This window comes from Pantoea sp. E956-1 (assembly GCF_982223955.1).
Map to the genome: position 1 here is coordinate 167,049 of NZ_CEUYZP010000007.1, position 20,318 is coordinate 187,366.

Annotated in this window: 20 protein-coding genes; 9 read left to right on the top strand and 11 right to left on the bottom strand. The window is 56.8% G+C overall.

Features of this window, described 5'->3' with window-relative positions; translation table 11 throughout:
- Position 1: 1 nt before the first annotated feature.
- The 3 genes from yidD to rpmH are packed head-to-tail and all read right to left on the bottom strand — an operon-like array spanning position 2 to position 737.
- The gene (gene yidD, locus AC0T7J_RS17420) at positions 2-259 is read right to left on the bottom strand and encodes a membrane protein insertion efficiency factor YidD (protein ID WP_008926397.1); all 258 of its coding nucleotides are present in this window, start codon (positions 257-259) and stop codon (positions 2-4) included.
- On the bottom strand, positions 223-582 hold the full coding sequence (gene rnpA, locus AC0T7J_RS17425) for a ribonuclease P protein component (RefSeq protein ID WP_008926396.1): 360 nt from the start codon (positions 580-582) through the stop codon (positions 223-225). Before rnpA ends, yidD begins: the two co-directional genes overlap by 37 nt.
- 14 nt (positions 583-596) lie before the next feature.
- Complete coding sequence (rpmH, locus tag AC0T7J_RS17430) at positions 597-737, bottom strand: 50S ribosomal protein L34 (RefSeq protein ID WP_003849659.1); 141 nt, start codon at positions 735-737, stop codon at positions 597-599.
- Positions 738-1,334: 597 nt separating this feature from the next.
- Between rpmH and dnaA the strand changes: the two genes are divergently transcribed.
- The 7 genes from dnaA (at position 1,335) to AC0T7J_RS17465 (ending at position 10,528) form a co-directional block, all read left to right on the top strand.
- Entirely contained in the window at positions 1,335-2,750 is a 1,416-nt protein-coding gene (dnaA, locus tag AC0T7J_RS17435) for a chromosomal replication initiator protein DnaA (RefSeq protein WP_010671615.1), read from the top strand.
- A 4-nt stretch (positions 2,751-2,754) separates the two neighbouring features.
- Positions 2,755-3,855 (top strand): DNA polymerase III subunit beta, encoded by a 1,101-nt coding sequence (dnaN, locus tag AC0T7J_RS17440; RefSeq protein ID WP_010258930.1) that lies wholly within the window; start codon positions 2,755-2,757, stop codon positions 3,853-3,855.
- A gap of 207 nt (positions 3,856-4,062) precedes the next feature.
- Positions 4,063-5,148 carry a DNA replication/repair protein RecF gene (gene recF, locus AC0T7J_RS17445; RefSeq protein WP_473795540.1) on the top strand — a complete coding sequence of 362 codons (1,086 nt, stop codon included), beginning with the start codon at positions 4,063-4,065 and terminating at the stop codon, positions 5,146-5,148.
- Between the two features lie 18 nt (positions 5,149-5,166).
- The gene (gene gyrB / locus AC0T7J_RS17450; RefSeq protein WP_473795542.1) at positions 5,167-7,575 is read left to right on the top strand and encodes a DNA topoisomerase (ATP-hydrolyzing) subunit B; all 2,409 of its coding nucleotides are present in this window, start codon (positions 5,167-5,169) and stop codon (positions 7,573-7,575) included.
- Between the two features lie 189 nt (positions 7,576-7,764).
- Complete coding sequence (locus tag AC0T7J_RS17455; RefSeq protein WP_010258925.1) at positions 7,765-8,244, top strand: NanQ anomerase/TabA/YiaL family protein; 480 nt, start codon at positions 7,765-7,767, stop codon at positions 8,242-8,244.
- A 99-nt stretch (positions 8,245-8,343) separates the two neighbouring features.
- On the top strand, positions 8,344-9,153 hold the full coding sequence (gene yidA / locus AC0T7J_RS17460; RefSeq protein WP_473795543.1) for a sugar-phosphatase: 810 nt from the start codon (positions 8,344-8,346) through the stop codon (positions 9,151-9,153).
- 115 nt (positions 9,154-9,268) lie between these two features.
- Entirely contained in the window at positions 9,269-10,528 is a 1,260-nt protein-coding gene (locus AC0T7J_RS17465) for a DUF3748 domain-containing protein (protein ID WP_473795545.1), read from the top strand.
- On the opposite strand, the gene AC0T7J_RS17470 is transcribed toward AC0T7J_RS17465, so the two are convergent.
- Complete coding sequence (locus AC0T7J_RS17470; RefSeq protein ID WP_473795626.1) at positions 10,503-10,871, bottom strand: YceK/YidQ family lipoprotein; 369 nt, start codon at positions 10,869-10,871, stop codon at positions 10,503-10,505. The two genes, AC0T7J_RS17465 and AC0T7J_RS17470, sit on opposite strands and share 26 nt — an antisense overlap.
- 290 nt (positions 10,872-11,161) lie before the next feature.
- On the opposite strand from AC0T7J_RS17470, the gene ibpA reads away from it, so the two are divergent.
- Positions 11,162-11,578 (top strand): small heat shock chaperone IbpA, encoded by a 417-nt coding sequence (ibpA, locus tag AC0T7J_RS17475; RefSeq protein WP_010258920.1) that lies wholly within the window; start codon positions 11,162-11,164, stop codon positions 11,576-11,578.
- Positions 11,579-11,640: 62 nt separating this feature from the next.
- On the opposite strand, the gene AC0T7J_RS17480 is transcribed toward ibpA, so the two are convergent.
- Genes AC0T7J_RS17480 through AC0T7J_RS17505 form a run of 6 tightly spaced genes read right to left on the bottom strand, consistent with a single transcriptional unit; the run spans position 11,641 to position 17,363 of the window.
- Positions 11,641-12,552: an EamA family transporter gene (locus AC0T7J_RS17480; RefSeq protein WP_473795547.1), complete on the bottom strand. Its 912-nt coding sequence runs from the start codon at positions 12,550-12,552 to the stop codon at positions 11,641-11,643.
- A gap of 21 nt (positions 12,553-12,573) precedes the next feature.
- Entirely contained in the window at positions 12,574-13,074 is a 501-nt protein-coding gene (locus AC0T7J_RS17485) for a YbaK/EbsC family protein (protein ID WP_473795549.1), read from the bottom strand.
- A 29-nt stretch (positions 13,075-13,103) separates the two neighbouring features.
- Positions 13,104-13,904, bottom strand: a complete 801-nt coding sequence (locus tag AC0T7J_RS17490; RefSeq protein WP_473795551.1) for a 2OG-Fe(II)-dependent halogenase WelO5 family protein — start codon at positions 13,902-13,904, stop codon at positions 13,104-13,106.
- Positions 13,905-13,909: 5 nt separating this feature from the next.
- Positions 13,910-14,617: a class II glutamine amidotransferase gene (locus AC0T7J_RS17495; protein WP_473795553.1), complete on the bottom strand. Its 708-nt coding sequence runs from the start codon at positions 14,615-14,617 to the stop codon at positions 13,910-13,912.
- On the bottom strand, positions 14,605-15,879 hold the full coding sequence (locus tag AC0T7J_RS17500; protein ID WP_473795555.1) for an ATP-grasp domain-containing protein: 1,275 nt from the start codon (positions 15,877-15,879) through the stop codon (positions 14,605-14,607). The genes AC0T7J_RS17495 and AC0T7J_RS17500 overlap by 13 nt, the downstream gene beginning before the upstream one ends.
- 17 nt (positions 15,880-15,896) lie before the next feature.
- Positions 15,897-17,363 (bottom strand): hypothetical protein, encoded by a 1,467-nt coding sequence (locus AC0T7J_RS17505; protein ID WP_473795556.1) that lies wholly within the window; start codon positions 17,361-17,363, stop codon positions 15,897-15,899.
- A gap of 168 nt (positions 17,364-17,531) precedes the next feature.
- On the opposite strand from AC0T7J_RS17505, the gene AC0T7J_RS17510 reads away from it, so the two are divergent.
- Positions 17,532-18,992, top strand: coding sequence for an aminotransferase-like domain-containing protein (locus AC0T7J_RS17510; RefSeq protein ID WP_473795558.1), 1,461 nt, complete (start codon positions 17,532-17,534; stop codon positions 18,990-18,992).
- Here AC0T7J_RS17510 and AC0T7J_RS17515 read toward each other — a convergent pair.
- Positions 18,989-20,239, bottom strand: a complete 1,251-nt coding sequence (locus tag AC0T7J_RS17515) for a valine--pyruvate transaminase (protein ID WP_473795560.1) — start codon at positions 20,237-20,239, stop codon at positions 18,989-18,991. The genes AC0T7J_RS17510 and AC0T7J_RS17515 overlap by 4 nt on opposite strands.
- Between the last annotated feature and the right edge of the window lie 79 nt (positions 20,240-20,318).

The following is a 20,318-nucleotide window of genomic DNA, read 5'->3' on the forward strand; positions in this document are numbered from 1 at the left end:
GTTAATGTTCTCTGGTATCAAAGGTTTTTGGCGGCACAGGATCGTCACCACCCGGGTTCAAGGGGTGGCATTTTAATACGCGTTTTAATGTCAACCAACTGCCTTTTATCAGGCCGAACCTGCGTAATGCCTCAATTCCGTAATGAGAGCAGGTAGGGTGAAACCGACAGTGTGGCCCCAGTAATGGACTGATACCGCGTTGATAGACGCGTATCAGGACGATCAGGAGCCGCGCGCCAGGCGACAGTGACGACGCCATAATTTCTCCAACGCTTCCGCCAGCATACGGTTATCCAGATCGGCAACCCCCTTCTTCGCGACCACCACGAAGTCCATCGACGGCAGTTCATGTTGACGCAGACGAAAGCTTTCGCGGGTCAATCGCTTGATCCGGTTGCGTTCATGAGCGCGTTTCACATGTTTTTTAGCGACGGTGAGACCGATGCGGGGATGCCCCAGCGCGTTAAGGCGGCCGAGAATAGTAATTTGCGGCGTGCCAGCCCGTTGTGGCTGCTGGAAGACGAAAGTGAAATGAGTGGGAGTTAACAAACGTAACTCCCTGGGAAATGCGAGCTTACCCATCAGGGCTTGCTTTATTACTTAGAAACGGTCAGACGAGAACGGCCTTTAGCACGACGACGTGCCAGAACCTGACGACCATTTTTTGTTGCCATACGAGCACGGAAACCGTGTGAACGGTTGCGCTTCAGTACGGACGGTTGAAAAGTGCGTTTCATGGCGGTTTCTACCTAAACTTGAAAATTTTCACTGGGTGACGCGTTTCGGGCCAGAAAATCGACCTACGCCTCAATGTGTCTTTAATAAAGAGGCGGGATTGTAATAATTGTACAGTCCCGAGTCAATTTACTTCGCGTGTCATAGTGCCTGAAAACCCGCATACAGCCCGCAGAGTCCCGACTTTTCGCCTGATGGCTCAATGTCGGGTGGAGAATTATACGGGCTCCGCACTAAAGCGCAAGGATCGCGCGGGATCTTATTGCGATCGGCTCGCCGGATCCTGGGGATAAAATGAGATGTCGCCCGAAATTTTAATGGATTGCGCCAGATCCCTGCTGGTTTTTCCCGCAACTGGCGTAAACTTCTTTGCGCGCCTCTGGCCTGTGGATAAAAAGGATCAAAACTGTGTAGAAAGGGAAGATCTCTGCCTCGCTTTGCGCTATGATCCGCCCTTCCGCTGACGATCCTCCGGTGATTGCAGGACGGAAAACCGCTGATAGCGGTCGCAGGCGCTTTCTTAGCGTCTGTGTCAAAAATGAACGTTTCTTAGAGTAACGCCTACTATTCTTTTCGAATTTGTACGAGTGGAGTCCGCCGTGTCACTTACGCTTTGGCAACAGTGTCTTGCCCGTTTGCAGGATGAGCTTCCTGCCACAGAATTCAGCATGTGGATCCGTCCACTACAGGCTGAGTTAAACGACAATACGCTTGCCTTGTATGCTCCAAATCGCTTCGTACTCGACTGGGTTCGGGACAAATACCTTAACAGTATCAATGCACTGCTGAATGAATTCTGCGGTCCAAACGTGCCCACACTGCGTTTTGAAGTGGGTACGCGCCCGGTTCAGCAGCAGGCGGCAGCGGTCAGCCAGCCCGTAATGGCCAGCGTCAGCGCACCCGTTATGCCCGTACAGAGCCATATTCGTCCGGCCCCGACGCAGATCATGCGCCCCAGCTGGGATAATGTTCCGGCACCGGCCGACGTGACCTATCGCTCAAATGTGAACAACCGTCATAACTTCGATAACTTCGTTGAAGGTAAATCTAACCAGCTGGCGCGCGCGGCGGCACGTCAGGTGGCGGATAATCCAGGCGGCGCTTATAACCCGCTGTTTCTGTATGGCGGCACCGGTCTCGGTAAAACGCACCTGTTGCATGCGGTGGGCAACGGCATCATTGCTCGTAAACCCAATGCAAAAGTGGTTTATATGCACTCCGAGCGCTTCGTGCAGGACATGGTTAAAGCACTGCAGAACAATGCGATTGAAGAGTTCAAACGCTACTACCGTTCGGTAGATGCGCTGCTGATCGATGATATTCAGTTCTTTGCTAATAAAGAGCGATCGCAGGAAGAGTTCTTCCACACCTTTAATGCCTTATTAGAGGGCAATCAGCAGATCATCCTCACCTCGGATCGCTATCCCAAAGAGATCAACGGGGTGGAAGATCGTCTTAAATCACGTTTCGGCTGGGGTTTAACGGTGGCGATCGAGCCGCCTGAGCTGGAAACGCGTGTGGCGATCCTGATGAAAAAAGCGGATGAGAACGACATCCGTCTGCCTGGTGAAGTCGCCTTCTTTATTGCCAAGCGGTTACGCTCTAACGTGCGTGAGCTGGAAGGCGCACTGAATCGCGTGATCGCCAATGCCAACTTTACTGGCCGGGCGATTACCATCGATTTCGTGCGCGAAGCGCTGCGCGATCTGCTGGCGCTGCAGGAAAAGCTGGTCACCATCGATAATATTCAGAAGACCGTGGCTGAGTACTACAAAATTAAGGTCGCGGACCTGCTTTCCAAGCGCCGTTCGCGCTCGGTAGCCCGACCGCGCCAGATGGCGATGGCGATGGCAAAAGAGTTGACGAACCATAGCTTGCCAGAAATTGGCGATGCTTTTGGGGGTCGCGACCACACAACGGTGCTTCATGCCTGCCGCAAGATTGAGCAGCTGCGTGAAGAGAGCCACGACATCAAAGAAGATTTCTCTAATCTCATCAGAACATTATCTTCCTGACGCTATGAAATTTATTGTTGAACGTGAGCAGCTGCTGAAGCCGCTGCAACAAGTAAGTGGCCCCCTGGGTGGTCGTCCGACGCTGCCGATCCTTGGAAACCTGCTGCTGCAGGTAACAGAAGGTTCGCTGTTGCTGACCGGTACCGATCTGGAAATGGAGATGGTCGCACGCGTGGCGCTGACTCAGGCACATGAGCCTGGATCCACCACCGTTCCGGCGCGAAAATTCCTCGATATCTGTCGCGGATTGCCGGATGGCGCAGAAATTACTCTGGCACTGGAAGGCGATCGCATGCTGGTGCGCTCTGGCCGCAGTCGTTTTTCGCTGTCGACCCTGCCCGCCAGTGACTTCCCGAATCTTGACGACTGGCAGAGTGAAGTTGAATTCACCCTGCCGCAGGCGACGCTGAAACGGCTGATTGAAGCGACCCAGTTTTCGATGGCGCATCAGGATGTGCGTTACTACCTCAACGGCATGATGTTTGAAACCGAAGGGGAAGAGCTGCGCACCGTGGCTACTGACGGTCACCGTCTGGCCGTCTGCTCTATGCCGATTGGTCAGGCGCTGCCGAGTCATTCGGTGATTGTGCCGCGTAAAGGCGTGATTGAGCTGCTGCGTCTGCTGGATGGCGGCGATACCCCGCTGCAGGTTCAGATTGGCGGCAGCAATATCCGTGCGCATGTCGGCGACTACATCTTTACCTCTAAGCTGGTTGATGGCCGTTTCCCCGATTATCGTCGCGTATTGCCGAAGAACCCCGACAAAGCGCTGGAAGCGGGCTGCGATCTGCTCAAACAGGCCTTTGCCCGCGCCGCTATCCTCTCTAACGAGAAGTTTCGCGGTGTTCGCCTCTATATCACCGAAAATCAGCTGAAGATCACCGCCAATAACCCTGAACAGGAAGAAGCGGAAGAGATGCTGGACGTCAGCTACAACGGCACGGAACTGGAGATTGGCTTCAACGTCAGTTACGTACTGGATGTGCTGAACGCGCTGAAGTGCGAAAACGTCCGCCTGCTGCTGACCGATTCGGTGTCGAGCGTGCAGATTGAGGATGTGGCGAGCCCGGCAGCGGCCTATGTCGTCATGCCCATGCGTCTATAGTCTGTGCCGGGCTAACTTACTCGCCATTTTGCGCCCGGGCAGTGCTCGTCCCTGGTCACATACTTCAGTATGCTCCCAGGGCCTGTGCGCTGGCCGTGCGCAAACTTGCTTCGCCGTCGACGCCCTGGATTGTTAAAGGTAAGACCTGAATTTTTACAAGGCAAAACCATTTCATCCCGATCATTGCCCTTCACGCTGGACTGATTCATGGCTTTAACCCGCCTTCTTATCAAAGATTTTCGTAATATTGAGCAGGCTGACCTGCAGCTGGCACCGGGCTTTAATTTCCTGGTCGGCGCCAACGGCAGTGGTAAAACCAGCGTTTTAGAGGCGATTCATACTCTGGGGCATGGCCGTTCGTTTCGCAGCCTGCAGGCGGGACGCGTGATTCGTCACGACGAGGCGGCGTTTGTGCTGCATGGGCGTCTGGAAAACACAGAGCGGGAAATTTCAGTCGGGCTGACCAAAAACCGTGCCGGTGACAGCAAAGTGCGCATTGATGGCAGCGATGGTCACAAGGTCGCGGAGCTGGCGCAGCTGCTGCCGATGCAGTTAATCACCCCTGAAGGCTTTAGTTTGCTGAATGGCGGCCCCAAATATCGCAGAGCCTATGTCGACTGGGGCTGCTTCCATAACACCCCCGGCTTTTTTAACGCCTGGAACAACATGCGCCGCCTGCTTAAACAGCGGAACGCGGCGCTGCGCCAGGTCTCACGTTATAGCCAGATTCGTCCCTGGGATCAGGAGCTGGTCCCGCTGGCTGAACAGATCAGCCAGTGGCGGGCGGAATACAGTGCGGCGATTTCAGCGGAGATCACTGCCACCTGTGGTCAGTTTCTGCCGGAATTTGAGCTGCGCTTCTCCTTCCAGCGTGGCTGGGACAAAGAGAGCGACTACGCCGAACTGCTGGAACGTAACTTCGAGCGCGATCGCGCGCTGACCTATACCGCCAGCGGTCCCCATAAAGCCGATTTTCGTATTCGGGCTGAAGGGACGCCGGTAGAAGATTTACTCTCACGCGGGCAGTTAAAACTGCTGATGTGTGCATTGCGACTGGCACAGGGCGAGTTCCTGACAAGCCAGAGCGGACGCCGCTGTATTTACCTCATTGATGACTTTGCTTCTGAGCTGGATGAGAGCCGCCGACGCCTGTTGGCGGAACGGTTAAAAGCCACTCAGGCTCAGGTGTTTGTCAGCGCAATTTCTGCCGGACATGTAATCGACATGACCGACGAAAAGGGCAAGATGTTCCGCGTGGAACAGGGTAAAATAGCGGTTCAACCTGAAGATTAAAATGAGCGAGAAACGTTGATGTCGAATTCTTATGACTCCTCAAGTATTAAAGTCCTGAAAGGACTTGATGCGGTACGCAAACGCCCGGGCATGTATATCGGCGATACCGATGACGGTACCGGTCTGCATCACATGGTATTCGAGGTCGTGGATAACGCAATCGACGAAGCGCTCGCTGGTCACTGTAGTGACATTGTGGTCACCATCCATGCGGATAACTCCGTTTCAGTGCAGGATGATGGACGCGGCATTCCTACCGGCATTCACGAAGAAGAGGGCATCTCTGCCGCTGAAGTGATCATGACCGTGCTGCATGCGGGCGGTAAGTTCGATGATAACTCCTATAAAGTCTCCGGCGGCCTGCACGGTGTGGGTGTCTCCGTGGTTAACGCCCTGTCGCAGAAGCTGGAGCTGACCATTCGTCGCGAAGGCAAAGTGCATCAGCAGGTTTACGTCCATGGCGTACCGCAGGCACCGCTGGCGGTGACGGGTGAGACCGATATTACCGGGACCCGTGTACGTTTCTGGCCAAGCCACGAAACCTTTACCAACGTGCGCGATTTTGAGTATGACATCCTGGCGAAACGCCTGCGTGAACTCTCATTCCTGAACTCCGGCGTGTCGATTCGTCTGGATGATAAGCGTGATGGCAAAAGTGATCACTTCCACTACGAAGGCGGCATCCGGGCATTTGTTGAGTACCTCAACAAAAACAAAACCCCGATTCACCCTACCGTGTTCTATTTCTCTACCGAGAAAGATGGCATTGGTGTGGAAGTGGCACTGCAGTGGAACGACGGCTTCCAGGAAAATATCTACTGCTTTACCAACAACATCCCACAGCGCGACGGCGGTACACACCTCGCCGGTTTCCGCTCAGCGATGACCCGTACCCTGAATGCCTACATGGAAAAAGAGGGTTACAGCAAAAAGGCCAAAGTCAGCGCCACCGGTGATGATGCCCGTGAAGGTCTGATCGCTGTGGTTTCGGTGAAAGTGCCGGATCCTAAATTCTCCTCGCAAACCAAAGATAAACTGGTCTCCTCCGAGGTGAAAACAGCGGTTGAGCAGCAGATGAATGAACTGCTGGCTGAATACCTGCTGGAAAACCCATCAGACGCCAAAATTGTAGTCGGCAAAATCATCGACGCCGCCCGTGCCCGTGAAGCGGCACGCCGCGCCCGTGAAATGACCCGCCGTAAAGGCGCGCTCGACCTGGCTGGTCTGCCAGGCAAACTGGCGGATTGCCAGGAGCGCGACCCGGCACTGTCTGAAATCTACCTGGTGGAGGGTGACTCCGCAGGCGGTTCGGCCAAACAGGGCCGTAACCGTAAAAACCAGGCGATTCTGCCGCTGAAAGGTAAGATTCTTAACGTTGAGAAAGCGCGTTTCGACAAGATGCTCGCCTCCCAGGAAGTGGCCACGCTGATCACCGCGCTGGGCTGCGGTATTGGTCGCGACGAGTACAACCCGGACAAGCTGCGCTATCACAGCATCATCATCATGACCGATGCCGACGTCGATGGTTCGCACATCCGTACCCTGCTGCTGACCTTCTTCTATCGTCAGATGCCTGAAATCATTGAGCGCGGCCACGTTTATATCGCCCAGCCGCCACTCTACAAAGTGAAGAAAGGCAAGCAGGAGCAGTACATCAAAGATGACGAGGCGATGGATCAATACCAGATCGCTATCGCGCTTGATGGTGCGACGCTGCACACCAATGCCAGCGCGCCGGCGCTGGGCGGTGAGCCGCTGGAGACGCTGGTCACTGACTTCAACAGCACCCAGAAGATGATCAAACGTATGGAGCGCCGTTATCCGATGGCCATGCTGCGTGCGATGATTTATCACGACACGCTGAGCGACCTGAGCAATGAAGCAGAGGTTACAACCTGGCTGAACGGTCTGGTGAGCTATCTGACTGAACGCGAAGCGCATGGCAGCACCTATCTGGCACACGTGCGTGAAAACCGCGAATCAAACCTGTTCGAGCCGGTACTGCGCGTCCGTACCCACGGTGTAGATACTGACTATCCGCTGGATGCTGATTTCATTCAGGGGCCTGAGTACCGCAAAATCTGCGCCCTGGGCGGCAAACTGCGTGGTCTGCTGGAAGAAGATGCTTACATCGAGCGTGGCGAGCGTCGTCAGCCAGTGGCAAGCTTCGAACAGGCGATTGAGTGGCTGATTAAAGAGTCGCGTCGCGGCCTCTCGGTCCAGCGCTACAAAGGTCTGGGCGAGATGAACCCGGAGCAGTTGTGGGAAACCACCATGGATCCAGACAGCCGTCGTATGCTGCGCGTCACCATTAAAGATGCGATTGGCGCTGACCAGCTGTTTACTACCCTGATGGGCGATGCGGTTGAACCGCGCCGCGCCTTCATCGAAGAAAATGCGCTGAAAGCCGCCAATATCGACATTTAAGCGGCATCAGAGATGAAAGGCCATCACCCAGGTGATGGCTTTTTTTGTGCCGTACGAGCGGAAACCCGCCCGGCCGCGTCCTGCTGCCCAAAGGCTGCGATCCCGATCACGTTTTAACCCGGTCAGCTCCCTTACTCTTGCCCCTCTTTGCGCATTTACCGCGCACCATTCAACACAGGGAGTTACACCATGATTGTTTGCGATCGTCACGACTGGGACAGAGAACGTCACGCCTTTCATCCGGTGGTCGACCAGGCGATAAGCTGGATTGCCAGTACAGACTTCAGCCAGCTGGAAACCGGTAAATATGAGATCCTGCCCGACAACAAAATGTTCTGTCTGGTGCAGGAGATGATGACCGAACCGGCCAGCGCACGCAAAGCGGAGTCCCACTTCAACTACATCGATATTCAGTATCTGCTGGCAGGCACCGAAAATATTGGCGTGGCCCGCGCCCATCCCGACCAGCACATCACCGAAGATTTCGCTCAGCAACGTGACGTCGTTTTTTATCAGAAGATATTGAATGAGTCAGTGATTACGCTGATGCCCGGCATGTTCGCGCTCTTTTTCCCGCACGATATCCATCGCCCCTGCTGCGCCCCTGGCGAACCCGCAACTATCCGAAAAGCCGTGATTAAAATCCACCGCGATCTCTTTACCGCCTGAACCTGGCGGTCAGCTGGCCGTTCCCGCCTGCTATGAAACTGGTCAATGTGCGCTGAATCGCGCTAGCATTGAACAAAACCCAGACGCTACGAGGACTCTATGGCTATTAAATTGATCGCTATCGACATGGATGGCACCCTGCTCAACCCGCAACATGAGATCACACCGGCGGTGAAATCCGCCCTGGATCGCGCCCGTCAGCAAGGGGTGTCGATTGTGCTGACCACTGGCCGGCCATTTGTGGGTATCCAGCGCTATCTGATGGAGCTGGATATGCAGGCGCCCGGCCAGTACGCGATCAGCAACAACGGTGCGCTGGTTCATCAGGCCGAAGATGGTGAGTGCGTGGCGGAAGTGACGCTGACCTTTGACGACTATCTCTACATCGAGAATCTGGCGCGTGAGCTTGGCGTGCATTTCCAGGCATTCGACAAAACCCATCTCTATACCCCTAACAAAGACATCAGCGAATACACCATCCATGAAGCGAGCCTGACCGGCATTCCGGTGCGCTACCGCGCAGTGGAGGAGATGGATCGTGCCATGCGCTTCCCGAAACTGATGATGATCGACCGGCCCGCCCTGCTCGACGCGGCGATTGCCCGCCTGCCCGGGCATGCTCAGCAGACCTACACCATCCTGAAAAGCGCGCCTTATTACCTCGAAATCCTCGATCGTCGGGTGAATAAAGGCCAGGGCGTTAAAATGCTGGCTGAGAAGCTTGGCCTGAAGCAGGAAGAAGTGATGGCGATTGGCGATCAGGAGAATGATCTGGCGATGATTGAATACGCAGGAACGGGTGTCGCAATGGGGAATGCCATTGACTCTGTTAAGAAAATGGCTCAGTTCATTACCAAAACCAATATGGAAGATGGCGTCGCGCATGCCATCGAAGAGTTAGTGCTGTAACGGCCTGTTCTCTGCCGGGCCACTACGGCCCGGATCCCTTAACCCGGCAAAAAAGCTGCACCGCAAAACAGAATCGCGTAATTTGTCGGGCAACTCTTTCTCCGCGGGTTTCATCATGTCAGAAAAACAGATCACCTTTGCTGCCCGTCAGCATCAGCTCACCAATATTAATGTCTGGACTGCCGACAGTCAGTGGCTGACGTTTGACGTTCGTCCATCGGGTGCGTCGTTTACCAGCCAGACCATTGAGCGGGTCAATGTGATGACCGGTGAGGTAGAGGTGCTCTATCAGGCCCGGCACGGTGCCCATGTCGGCGTCGTCACGGTCAGTCCCGATCTGCCACCGCGCTACGTCTGCATTCATGGCCCGGAACATCCCGATGCCAGCTGGCAGTATGACTTCCACCACCGGCGCGGGGTGATCGTTCAGAACGGTGCGGCGGTGAATCTGGATGCCTGCGATATCACGCCACCGTTTACTCCTGGCGCGCTGCGTGGCGGCTCGCATGTACATGTCTTCAGTCCCGACGGTTCCCGCCTGAGCTTTACCTACAATGACCACGTGATGCACGAACTGGATAGCCGGCTCGATCTGCGCAACGTCGGCATCGCGGTGCCCCTTTGCGCGGTAACGCCTGAAAAGCAGCATCCGCGCGAATATGACGGCACCTTTTTTTGCCTGCTGGTGAGCCAGACGCATGCGGAACCGCTGCCAGGCAGTGACCAGATTAATCGTGCCTGTGAGGAGTGCTGGGTCGGTGAGCGTGGCTACCAGAAGCCGGACGGCAGCTGGCAGCGCTGGGCGATCGCCTTTATTGGCGACACGCTGACGGCGCAGGGCGAAAAACGGCCTGAAGTTTTTATTGTTGATTTGCCTGATGCGCTGGAGGATTACGCCCGCGCCGGAGAGATGCCGCTGGAGGGCAGCAGCCAGCAGTTACCTGCGCCACCGGCAGGCGTGCAGCAGCGTCGCCTGACGCACAGCCGTGGTGTGGCTCTGCAACCTCGCCACTGGCTGCGCACCGCACCGGATGGCAGCCAGATAGCATTTCTGATGGCGGATGCCGCAGAGGTGATCCAGCTCTGGACGGTCTCCCCCAACGGCGGTGAACCGCGTCAGATCACCCGACTCAGCCACAGCATTCAGTCCGCCTTTAGCTGGCATCCTGACGGCCAGGCGATCGCTTTTATCTGCGATAACAGCGTGATGCGATGTGACGTTGATAGCGGTGCGTGTCAGCGTCTGACCCGCAGAACGGAAGAGGCGCCATCAGGTGACGCGGTGGTCTGGTCACCTGATGGTACACAGATTGCTTATATGCGTGAGGTGAATGGCTGGCGGCAACTCTTTACGGTTGCGGCAGTGACCGCATAGGAGGCATAGGCTGCGCCTGCGCCAGGCTTTCCTGCGTATGCGCCAGCCTTTCGCTCTGCAGGATGCGTTCACGTGGAGAGTCGAGAGATTTATCTTTGTCGCTGCGATAGTAGTCCCACGGCAGCAGCAGCGTATCCAGCACGGCAGAGAAAGGAAGATCGATTAACGCCAGCGGCTTCAGCGCCCAGCTGGTATCACCATCGGACAGCATATCAGCGCTGGCACGGGTGCCTGGATAGTAGCCCTGACTCGCACCTGTGTGAGACATCACGCTGGAACAGCCGGTTGTTGCCATTGCGCAGCACACCATTCCAGCCAGAGGTAAGGCCTTCATCAATTTCATCATCATCATCCCTTCAGTCATGGCATAAGCCTGGCTGAGTTGGCTTGCCAGACAACGTCAACACTCTGGGGCGAAGTCCGTCTGGGTCTGGCAAAAGTAGTCCTGAGTGTATGTCATTTCCGCAATTTGGCGAAAAAAATTGCGTTTCGCCCTCTTGAAAATGGTCTTGTGGCACCCATTTTTAGTTTACGGACGCACTCACCGTTGCCGCAAGGGACAGTGGGGTGCCGTATCCAGCCTGTCCACTAGTGGAAGGTTGCCAAAACTTGCTGAAATTCAGGAGTCTTAATATGCGTAATTTTGATCTCACCCCACTTTATCGCTCTGCTATTGGTTTTGATCGCCTGTTTAACCTGCTCGAATCTAATCAGAATCAGAGCAATGGCGGCTACCCTCCCTATAACGTTGAACTGGTCGATGAAAATCACTATCGCATTACTATTGCGGTGGCCGGTTTTGCTCAGAGCGAACTGGATATCACGGCGCACGATAACGTGCTGATCGTGCGGGGTGCCCATCCTGAAGAGCAGACCGAGCGTAAATACCTGTATCAGGGTATCGCCGAGCGTAACTTCGAGCGTAAATTCCAGCTCGCCGACCACATTGTGGTGCGCGATGCCCGTCTCGAGAATGGTCTGCTGAGCATCGATCTTGAACGACTGGTGCCGGAAGAGGCAAAACCACGCCGTATTGAGATTCTGAAGTAATCATGACAAACGCCGCGTTAGCGGCGTTTTTTTTGCCCTTATATCTGAAGGCGGACTTGTCCTTACGACTGCGTTCGCATCGCTAAGCGCTGACCCAGCACGCCACCAAACACATTGACCAGTAACCCCAGTATAATCACCACCGCACCCAGCATCTGCTGCCCGGAAAGATGCTCATCCAGCACCAGCGCGGCGGTAATAATCCCTACCACCGGCACCAGCAGCGACAGCGGCGCGACGCGCCAGGTTTCATAGCGACTCAGCAAATTCCCCCAGATGGCGTAGCCCACAATGGTGGCGACAAACGCCAGATAGAACAGCGCCAGCACGGTCTGCAGGCCGATATGCAGCAGGCTGTTAACGATGGCGGCCTGGCCATCGAACAGCAATGAACAGGCAAAGAAAGGAACGATCGGCACCAGCGCACTCCAGACCACCAGTGACATGATCGGTACGCTACGGTTCCGCATAATAATCTTATTGGTGATATTACCCAGCCCCCATGACAGCGCCGCCGACAGCGTCAGCATCATGGTGGTCAGCGTAATACCGCCGCTGGTCTGTCCTTCCATGCCTGCCGTCGCCAGCATAAACATCCCCAGCGTGGCGATGATAATCCCGACGATATGGTTCCAGCGCAGCTTCTCCGCCAGCAACAGCGCGCCCAGCAACAGGGTAAAAAATGCCTGTGCCTGCAGCACCAGTGAGGCCAGACCGGCAGGCATGCCGAGCTTGATCGCCAGGAACAGAAACGCGAACTGACCAAAACTGATGGTCATGCCATAAACCACCAGCCAGCGCAGCGGAATCGGCGGGCGACGCACAAAGAAAATGGCGGGAAAGGCGACCAGGCTAAAACGCAGCCCGGCGAGCAAAAAAGGCGGCATACCCTGAAGCCCCAGCTTGATCACCACAAAATTGACGCCCCACGCCACCACCACGCACAGCGCTAACAGCATATCTTTTACCGACATCAGAAACTCCTTGTCCCGCCGTCAGACGGTGACCGCAATCGGGGATGCGATATCTGCACAGCACGCTTCACCTACGATGCGAAAATAATCATCTGTAGCCAGCGCGATCGACTTCTCCAGCTCGCCCGCGTTAAACCATAACGTTCCGACCTGTTGCAGCCGGGTATCCACCCGCAGCGCCAGCCGGTCATCAAAACTAAACGGCGGCACCGCGCCCATCACACAGCCCGTCAGTGCCTGTGCCAGCTCCGGCGCGGCGAAAGAGGATTTTTTGCCGCCGATGGCGCGCGCCGCACTTTTGAAATTGATCCGGCAGTCGCCCGGCACTATCGCCAGCAGCTGACGCGACGGCGCACCATCCGGCATGCTGACCTCCAGCACCATCGCTTTGGCCGCCTGGCCCAGCGCGTTGCCGCGTATCTGGCTGATCTGTTCGGTCTGCCCTATCGCCTCATGTTCGACCACGCGGTAGCTGGCCTGCTGCTGATCCAGCAGCGCAGTGATTTTTTCAAACGTCGTCATTCCCTTCTCCTGTTCTGGCACAGCCCGGCTTAGCTCCAGGCGATAGCGTGTTTCATTTTTTTATCGGTCAGCCCGAAAAAGAAACCCATGGTGATACGGGTATCGCCTTCGACCCGATCGATCTCATGATAAAACGCGGGATTAAACAGATAGATATCGCCACTGCGTGGTGAAAATTCGCAGATCTCGCTGTTTTCAATCACCCCACTGCGATAACCCAGCTCACCGGCGGTTTTGAACTGCTCATCCTCCGGCGACCACTTTTTGTTGTAGATGCGCAGTGCCCCGCCCGCGTTGCACTCCTGCAGGCAGACCACGCAGCTGAGCTGATGCAGGATTTGCGTCACCATCAGCGAAGTCTCTGCGGCATCGCGCACGATATTGTCGTTATGCAGCGGGTTCGCGACGCCATTGGCATGAAAGCGCACGATAGAACCGGCGTAGTCACCACAGCCCGGTTCATGGGCGATGGTTAAGCTTTCCAGCCGCAGCGCATGCTGAACCCAGCGGTAAATCTGTTCGCGCAGCGTATTCAGCGATGGCGGCAACACCGGCTGGATATCGCGCAGCTCGGTAAAGTAGTTATCGGGAGCCGCAGTATGACGCGCCAGATAGGGGCCGAGCGTGGTCAGCGCGCCATTGGGATAGTGGGAGACACGGATCTTTTCCCGGCAGCTCTGCAGGTCAGTCACCACCGATTCCCGCACCTCTGATGACAGAAAATTACGCAGCACCAGCAGCGGCACCCGTGCGGTAACGATGTCATCCAGCCAGGTCGATTCCACAAACATGTTGGGATTAATCACGCGGAACTGATTGAAAATTGCCATGTTTATCACTCCCTAAACGGTATTTCATAGAGTTCATGATTGTTCATTCGCCGCCAGCTACCGGCGCTGCCTGGTATTGTCACGGGTTCAGAGGCGATCAGCGTGCAACCGTCCTGCTGCCGAAAATGCATCGTAAAATAGTCGGGCCAGGGCGTATCGTGCGGATACCACTGCCACGCCCAGGCTTTGTCACGGGTAACAAAAATGGCATTGCCTGCGCTGCCGCCCGGCTCTACCTGCGCCATCTTTGCGCGCAGATAGTCGCGGGTGAAATCGGCGGGCGTAGTCTGATCCACCAGATAATGCAGATACTCTTCTGAATCGAAGCGCGATTCCGCCAGACCGAGCTGGCGGTAAATCGTCGGCAGAAAGCCGTTATGCATCATGTACCACCGATGTCCGGCGCTGTTGCGCCACAGCGGATGAGAAAACGCCAGTCCCTGATTTTTACTCAGCGTGGCGTGCCGCACATGCACCGCCAGAAACCGGCTGCGCAGCCGATCCACATCGATACCCGGCAGCGCTTCTGCGAACGCGCCGGTGCCGTGCAGGGTACGAATCTCGCCCTCTTCGAGCCACAGACAGCCCCAGCCGTTAGGGTGTGATTTGATAGGGCCATCGTGTTCGGCGCTTTCACCGCAGCTCATGGCGCGCGCCGCCTCCAGAATCTCTGCGCTGTCGAACCGGCCATGCGCCAGAATCATCCTGCACATACTTTGTCTCTCCCGGCTGTGACTGACTGTGCGGCAATCACCTGCTGAAAAGTGGTCATAATCGGCTCACGCGCTGTGGCCGTCAGGCTGAACGTGGCCAGAATGCCCACGTGACGCGTCAGGTCGGCATAGAGCGAGGAGCGTGACGAAACCTGTAACGCAGGCAATCTGAGTGGCGGTAACAGCGCGCCCTGCTGATGCTGATCGATCCAGCGTTCGGCAGCCTGCAGCTGCGCCGGTTGCCGCAACCGCAGCTGGCCGACCGCGCCGGATGTGGTGAAGGTAAAAGCGGGTAAGGTGCCACCCGCCTCCAGCCGGAAAGTGACTTCCGCCCAGTTGATGCCGGTCGCCTCCTGCACCAGCGTCGCCACGCCCATGCCGGAGAGCCGGAACCCCATCTCCAGGAAATGCGGCACGCCGTTGACCACAATAAAATCGATATGAAATGCACCCTGATGGTAGCCAAAGGTTTCGCAACAGAAGGTCATCAGGCTGCTGAACGAGGCCGGCAGGGCCGCTGCCGCCATCGCCACATGCCCCGACTCATAAAAGCTGACGCAGCCCTCAGCATCCCGGTGCTGCTCAATCACCTTCTGGCAGCAGGTCAGCGCGTGAGGATGTCCCTGATGCACCACGCCCTGCAACGAAAACTCATCGCCGATCAGGGCGCTTTCCACAATAAAGCCACTGAAGCCGCGTCCGCCGTAGTTCATGGTCTGCACCAGCTGTTTCACCACGCTATGCAGCTGATCGGCATGCTCAATCAGCCAGATGCCCAGGCCGCCGCCGCCATCCACCGGCTTCACGACGCAGGGATAGATCAGCGCCTGTCCGGCATCCAGAATGCTGAGCGGCGAGGCGAAAAAGCGGAACTCCGGCTGGGGGAAGCGCGGCCAGGCTTTTTTCAGCGCCATGCGCTGCGCATATTTATCCAGCGGAATAAAGGCGGCGGGCGCATCCGGCCCGGCCAGCATCTCGCGCAGTCGTCCGGCGCTGGCGTTGTAGGCTTCAAAGCCCGCCAGCACCACCAGCGGATGCGCCAGTAAACCGGCGTGCAGATAGGCCTGCATTACCTCCCAGGGATTCTCGGGGCGGTCGAGGCGAATGATCAGATCAAACGGCAGGGCCAGGCTTAACGACTGGTAATCGACAAAATCACCCATTTCAGCCAGCACGGTAAAATAGCCGTCGCGCTTCGCCACCGCGCAGTACGGATTTTGCCCGTCGCGGGTGGCGCCAATTTGCAGAAAAATCTTTTTCATCGCCTCGCCTTACCGGGTTAACGCCCGGAAATGATTTCTGTCACGATGTCATTGAGCACACCGTTATTGACCTGAATCACCGCTTTGTGGGGATCAAAACGCAGCACGCGAGACAGCGGATCGGCGCTTTTTCCCGCCAGCAGCGAACTGACCGGCTTGCTCTGCCAGCAGTGCCGCATCTGCGTCAGCGTCATGCCTGAGAGTTGGGTTAACTGCTGTACCAGCGCGCGATCTTCACTGCGTTGCTCAAGCAGGTCGCGGATGGCCGCCTCATCCAGCGTAATCTGCTGCTGCATCAGCCAGTGTCCGAGCTGCTCTCCCTGCGCCAGGAACGGGGAGTAGATCATGCAGATCAGCTGATCTTCGCTGAGGTCAAACGCCTGTATGGCAAAGTCCGCCGCGCGCTGCCGCTGCTGCTGGATCGCGGCGTCATCCTGATAGCGCGCCGCCATCTCATCAATTAGCGCGGGCGGAAAATCTTTCTTCACCATCAGTCCCAGCGCAAAGCGCACATATTCGCGGATCCCTTCGGCATAATGGCGCTGCAGCAGCGTTTCTGCCCGCAATCCGCGCAGGTGCGCCATCAGCGTCGGATTACCGCAGTCGGACTCGGAGAAGCTGAACATCAGCGCATCAAAACGGAAGCGCATAAATTCGCTGAGCAGCGCCCAGTGCGCACCCGCTTCATAGGCGGTGTCCTGATAGATGTTGAAGAACAGTGGATTGCGCGCCAGCTGGTGGGTGATGCGGTGCGCAGGCGTCAGTTGATCGGCACCATAAACATCGCTGAAGTAGCGCTCTGCCACGCCATCCAGCGTCTGCAGAAACCCGCTGAAGCCCCGGTTTTTATCCGCCACCGGCGCATCAAACAGCCGTGAGAGGTGCCGCGCCCAGGCGACATAGGCGGCCTGCTCCTGTGGCGAGTCGCCGGTGATAATCAGATCCACGCCACCGTTGTAGTCTGCCGCCAGGCCAAAGGAGTTCACCATGCTGAGATTACAGGCGTTGCAGAAGGTCGAGCGCGCGTCGGCGCGAAACCGGTGGCCATTCATCAGCACGTCATTGCGGTTCTGCTGCCGCACGCTCTCCGGCATCGGCAGGTCGCGGTCAAACGGCCGGATCAGCAGGCCATCCACCACCAGACACTCCACCCGTTCATCATCATGCATTGCCAGCGACTGATAAACGCGGTGGATATTCTCCATCACGCTCTGATTCATCGCCGTATGGCGGTTGGTGCTGATCCGCAGATGAAAGGTGCTGCCCTGCTGCTGCCAGATCAGCCCCTGAATGTAACGCACGTAAGCCACCATGTAGCTGCTGTCTTTTCCCCCGCCATAGGCGAGCAGCACACGGTTATTCTCCAGCTGCTGCTGATCCGGCAACGCGGCCAGCAGGCGAAGAGAGCAGCGCTGAGCGGACTCAATGATGGCGGGTGACAGATACGCTGCCATCTCCTTCATCATGGCGGGCAGATTATTCATTTCTCACGTTTTCCTCAGGTGAACAGAATCACTTTATGGTCTGAAGCCCGGCGGCTGACGGGGTCTGCGGGCCGTTTAGCGTTATGAATAATTAAGAGATGCAGCCTAAAGTACTTTGAATGTACTCTGTTGAATATGCACAGATCAGCGCGATATGGGGTGGAACAGATGGCCGATATTATCGGGGAACAGGAGAGTCAGAGCAGTCGTTACCGCCAGATCGCAGAACAGATCAAGCAGGCCATTCATGCCGGTTCACTGGCCCCTGACAGCCGTCTGCCGTCGGTGCGCACGCTGGCGACGCAGTACAATGTCAGCCTCACCACCGCCCTGAAGACACTGCGCACGCTGGAAGATGAGCGCTACGCCGTTGCCCGCCCCAAATCGGGCTTTTTTGTTGCGCCGCAGCGGCCCTCTTCCCGTCAACTGCCCGCCGTCAGCGAACAGCCGCGCGCCATCGCGCCCCTTGATGAGCAGACAGAACTGCATCTGGCGATGCTCGGCTCAGACTGCCGGGTGCGTCTCGATCTGGCCAACGGCGACAGCGCGCTCTATCCGGTCAAGCGCATCGGCCTGCTGATGCGTCAGATGGGCTACAGCAAACCGGCCCTGCTCGGGAATACGGTGAAGGGCACCGGCTATGCACCGCTGAAAACAGAGATTGCCCGCCGGGCAGTGGATTACGGCTGCAATATCAGCGCTGACGATATTCTGATCACCAACGGCTGCATTGAGGCGATCTCGCTGTCGCTGCGCGCCACCACCCAGCCGGGCGATGTGGTCGCCGTGGAATCACCCTGCTATTTCGTGCTGCTGCAGATGCTGCATAACCTCAATTTACGGGTAATTGAAGTGGAAGCCGGGCCGGAAGGGTATGTCGATGTCGCGAAGCTCACCGGGCTGTTTCAGCGCAAGGCGGTGCGGGTCTTTCTCACCCTGTGCAACGTCAACAATCCGCTGGGCAAGAGCATTCCCAACGAGCATAAGGCCTATATTGCGCGGCAGGCGGATGAAAACGATGTGGTGATCATCGAGGATGATATTTTTGGCGATACCGCCTTTGGTGAACGCCGCCCTTTCCCGATGCGCGCCTTCAGCCCCAACGCCATTCTCTGCAGCGGCTTCTCTAAAACCGTGGCGCCAGGCATTCGTATCGGCTGGGTTCACAGCGTCAACTACATGCGCAAAATCGCCTCACTGAAATATACCTCAACCATGGGCACCTCGGTGTTGTCGCAGGCGGCGGTGGCGGAACTGCTGCGCAGCGGCGGCTATGATGCGCATCTGCGCAAGCTGCGGCGTGAGCTGGCGCGACAAATCCGTGAAATGCGTCAGTCGGTGTTACGGGAATTTCCGGCGGGAACCCGGGTGTCCGATCCGGAAGGAGGCTATGTGCTGTGGGTCGAGATGCCCCGACAGGCGCTGAACGTGCGCGAGCTGTTTCTGAAAGCCCGCAACGCGGGCATCGGCATCGCGCCGGGCCATATTTTTGCCACCGATCAGCGCTACGATCACTGTTTCCGGCTGAATGCCGGTTTTGGCTGGAATGCGGAAGTGGAACAGGCGATTCAGCAGCTGGCACAGTGGTGCCAGCTGTCGTTAACCGTTCGGCAGGATGGGCAGGATTAGCTGTCGCGCCAGGCGTTTTCAACCTCTTCCGCCAGAATCTGCACCGCCCGCTCGATGTTCTCTGCGTCCGGCACGTAATTCATCCGCATACATTGATGGGTGTGCGGCCACGCCTGTTCCAGTCCAGGGAAGAAGAAGTGTCCCGGCACCATCAGTACGCCGCGCACTTTCAGCCGCTGATAAAGCAATTCGGTGGTGATCGGCAGATCGCGGAACCAGAGCCAGAGGAAAATCGCCCCTTCCGGCTTGTGGATCAGGCAACGCTCTTCCGGCAGATAGCGCCGCAGGATCGCAATGGTCTGCTGCACCTTCTGCTGATAGAACGGCTTAATCACCTCTTCGGAGAGTCGCAACAAATCGCCGCGACGGATCATCTCATTGGCAATGGCCGGACCGATACTGCCGGGCGCCAGACTGATGATGCCGTTCATGTTGCTCAGCGCGGTAATGGTCTTCTCGTCAGCGATAATGATGCCGCAACGCGCACCCGGCAGGCCGAGCTTCGACAGACTCATGCAGAGAATGATGTTGGGATTCCACAGCGGGCGCACCTCGCTGAAGATGATACCGGGGAACGGCACGCCATAGGCATTGTCGATCAGCAGCGGCACATCATGCTGCTGCGCCAGCGCATCGAGCTGCATCAGCTCATCATCGGTGATCACGTTGCCGGTGGGGTTGGTCGGGCGCGATACGCAGATCAGCCCGACCTCCTCGTTCATCGGCAGATGCTCGAAATCGACATGATATTTAAACTGACCTTCCGGCAGCAGCTCAATGTTCGGCTTCGCCGATACAAACAGCCCCTCTTCCAGACCGGCATCCGCATAGCCCAGATACTCAGGCGCCAGCGGGAACAGCACCCGCTTTTTGCTGCCATCGGCCCGGCGACCCGCATACAGGTTAAACAGATAGAAGAAGGCGCTCTGGCTGCCGTTGGTCAGCGCGATGTTCTGTGCGGTGATGGGCCAGCCAAGCTGATCGCTCAGCAGCCCGGCCAGCGACGCCAGCAGCGTCGCTTTACCGCGCGGGCCATCGTAATTGCACAGCGCCTCGCTGAGTTTGCCTTCCTCATGCATCTGCTGCAGCAGTTGCTGAAAGTAGTCGTTCATGGCCGGGATCTGCGCCGGATTACCGCCGCCCAGCATGATGGTGCCGGGCGTTCGCAGGCCCGCGCCCATATCTTCCATCAGACGTGAGATGCCGGAATGTTGGGTAAATTTGTCGCCGAACTGAGAAAAAGACATAGCGGTTAAATATTTGTGATAGCGAATCGGGGGTCCACCATAACGCCCGCCATGGGCGGGCGCAATGGAAAGGCGAGGG

Coding starts and splice junctions, on each gene's coding strand:
- yidD (WP_008926397.1), bottom strand. CDS start 259: ATGGCGTCGTCACTGTCGCCTGGCGCGCGGCTCCTGATCGTCCTGATA.
- rnpA (WP_008926396.1), bottom strand. CDS start 582: ATGGGTAAGCTCGCATTTCCCAGGGAGTTACGTTTGTTAACTCCCACT.
- rpmH (WP_003849659.1), bottom strand. CDS start 737: ATGAAACGCACTTTTCAACCGTCCGTACTGAAGCGCAACCGTTCACAC.
- dnaN (WP_010258930.1), top strand. CDS start 2,755: ATGAAATTTATTGTTGAACGTGAGCAGCTGCTGAAGCCGCTGCAACAA.
- recF (WP_473795540.1), top strand. CDS start 4,063: ATGGCTTTAACCCGCCTTCTTATCAAAGATTTTCGTAATATTGAGCAG.
- gyrB (WP_473795542.1), top strand. CDS start 5,167: ATGTCGAATTCTTATGACTCCTCAAGTATTAAAGTCCTGAAAGGACTT.
- AC0T7J_RS17455 (WP_010258925.1), top strand. CDS start 7,765: ATGATTGTTTGCGATCGTCACGACTGGGACAGAGAACGTCACGCCTTT.
- yidA (WP_473795543.1), top strand. CDS start 8,344: ATGGCTATTAAATTGATCGCTATCGACATGGATGGCACCCTGCTCAAC.
- AC0T7J_RS17465 (WP_473795545.1), top strand. CDS start 9,269: ATGTCAGAAAAACAGATCACCTTTGCTGCCCGTCAGCATCAGCTCACC.
- AC0T7J_RS17470 (WP_473795626.1), bottom strand. CDS start 10,871: ATGAAATTGATGAAGGCCTTACCTCTGGCTGGAATGGTGTGCTGCGCA.
- ibpA (WP_010258920.1), top strand. CDS start 11,162: ATGCGTAATTTTGATCTCACCCCACTTTATCGCTCTGCTATTGGTTTT.
- AC0T7J_RS17480 (WP_473795547.1), bottom strand. CDS start 12,552: ATGTCGGTAAAAGATATGCTGTTAGCGCTGTGCGTGGTGGTGGCGTGG.
- AC0T7J_RS17485 (WP_473795549.1), bottom strand. CDS start 13,074: ATGACGACGTTTGAAAAAATCACTGCGCTGCTGGATCAGCAGCAGGCC.
- AC0T7J_RS17490 (WP_473795551.1), bottom strand. CDS start 13,904: ATGGCAATTTTCAATCAGTTCCGCGTGATTAATCCCAACATGTTTGTG.
- AC0T7J_RS17495 (WP_473795553.1), bottom strand. CDS start 14,617: ATGTGCAGGATGATTCTGGCGCATGGCCGGTTCGACAGCGCAGAGATT.
- AC0T7J_RS17500 (WP_473795555.1), bottom strand. CDS start 15,879: ATGAAAAAGATTTTTCTGCAAATTGGCGCCACCCGCGACGGGCAAAAT.
- AC0T7J_RS17505 (WP_473795556.1), bottom strand. CDS start 17,363: ATGAATAATCTGCCCGCCATGATGAAGGAGATGGCAGCGTATCTGTCA.
- AC0T7J_RS17510 (WP_473795558.1), top strand. CDS start 17,532: ATGGCCGATATTATCGGGGAACAGGAGAGTCAGAGCAGTCGTTACCGC.
- AC0T7J_RS17515 (WP_473795560.1), bottom strand. CDS start 20,239: ATGTCTTTTTCTCAGTTCGGCGACAAATTTACCCAACATTCCGGCATC.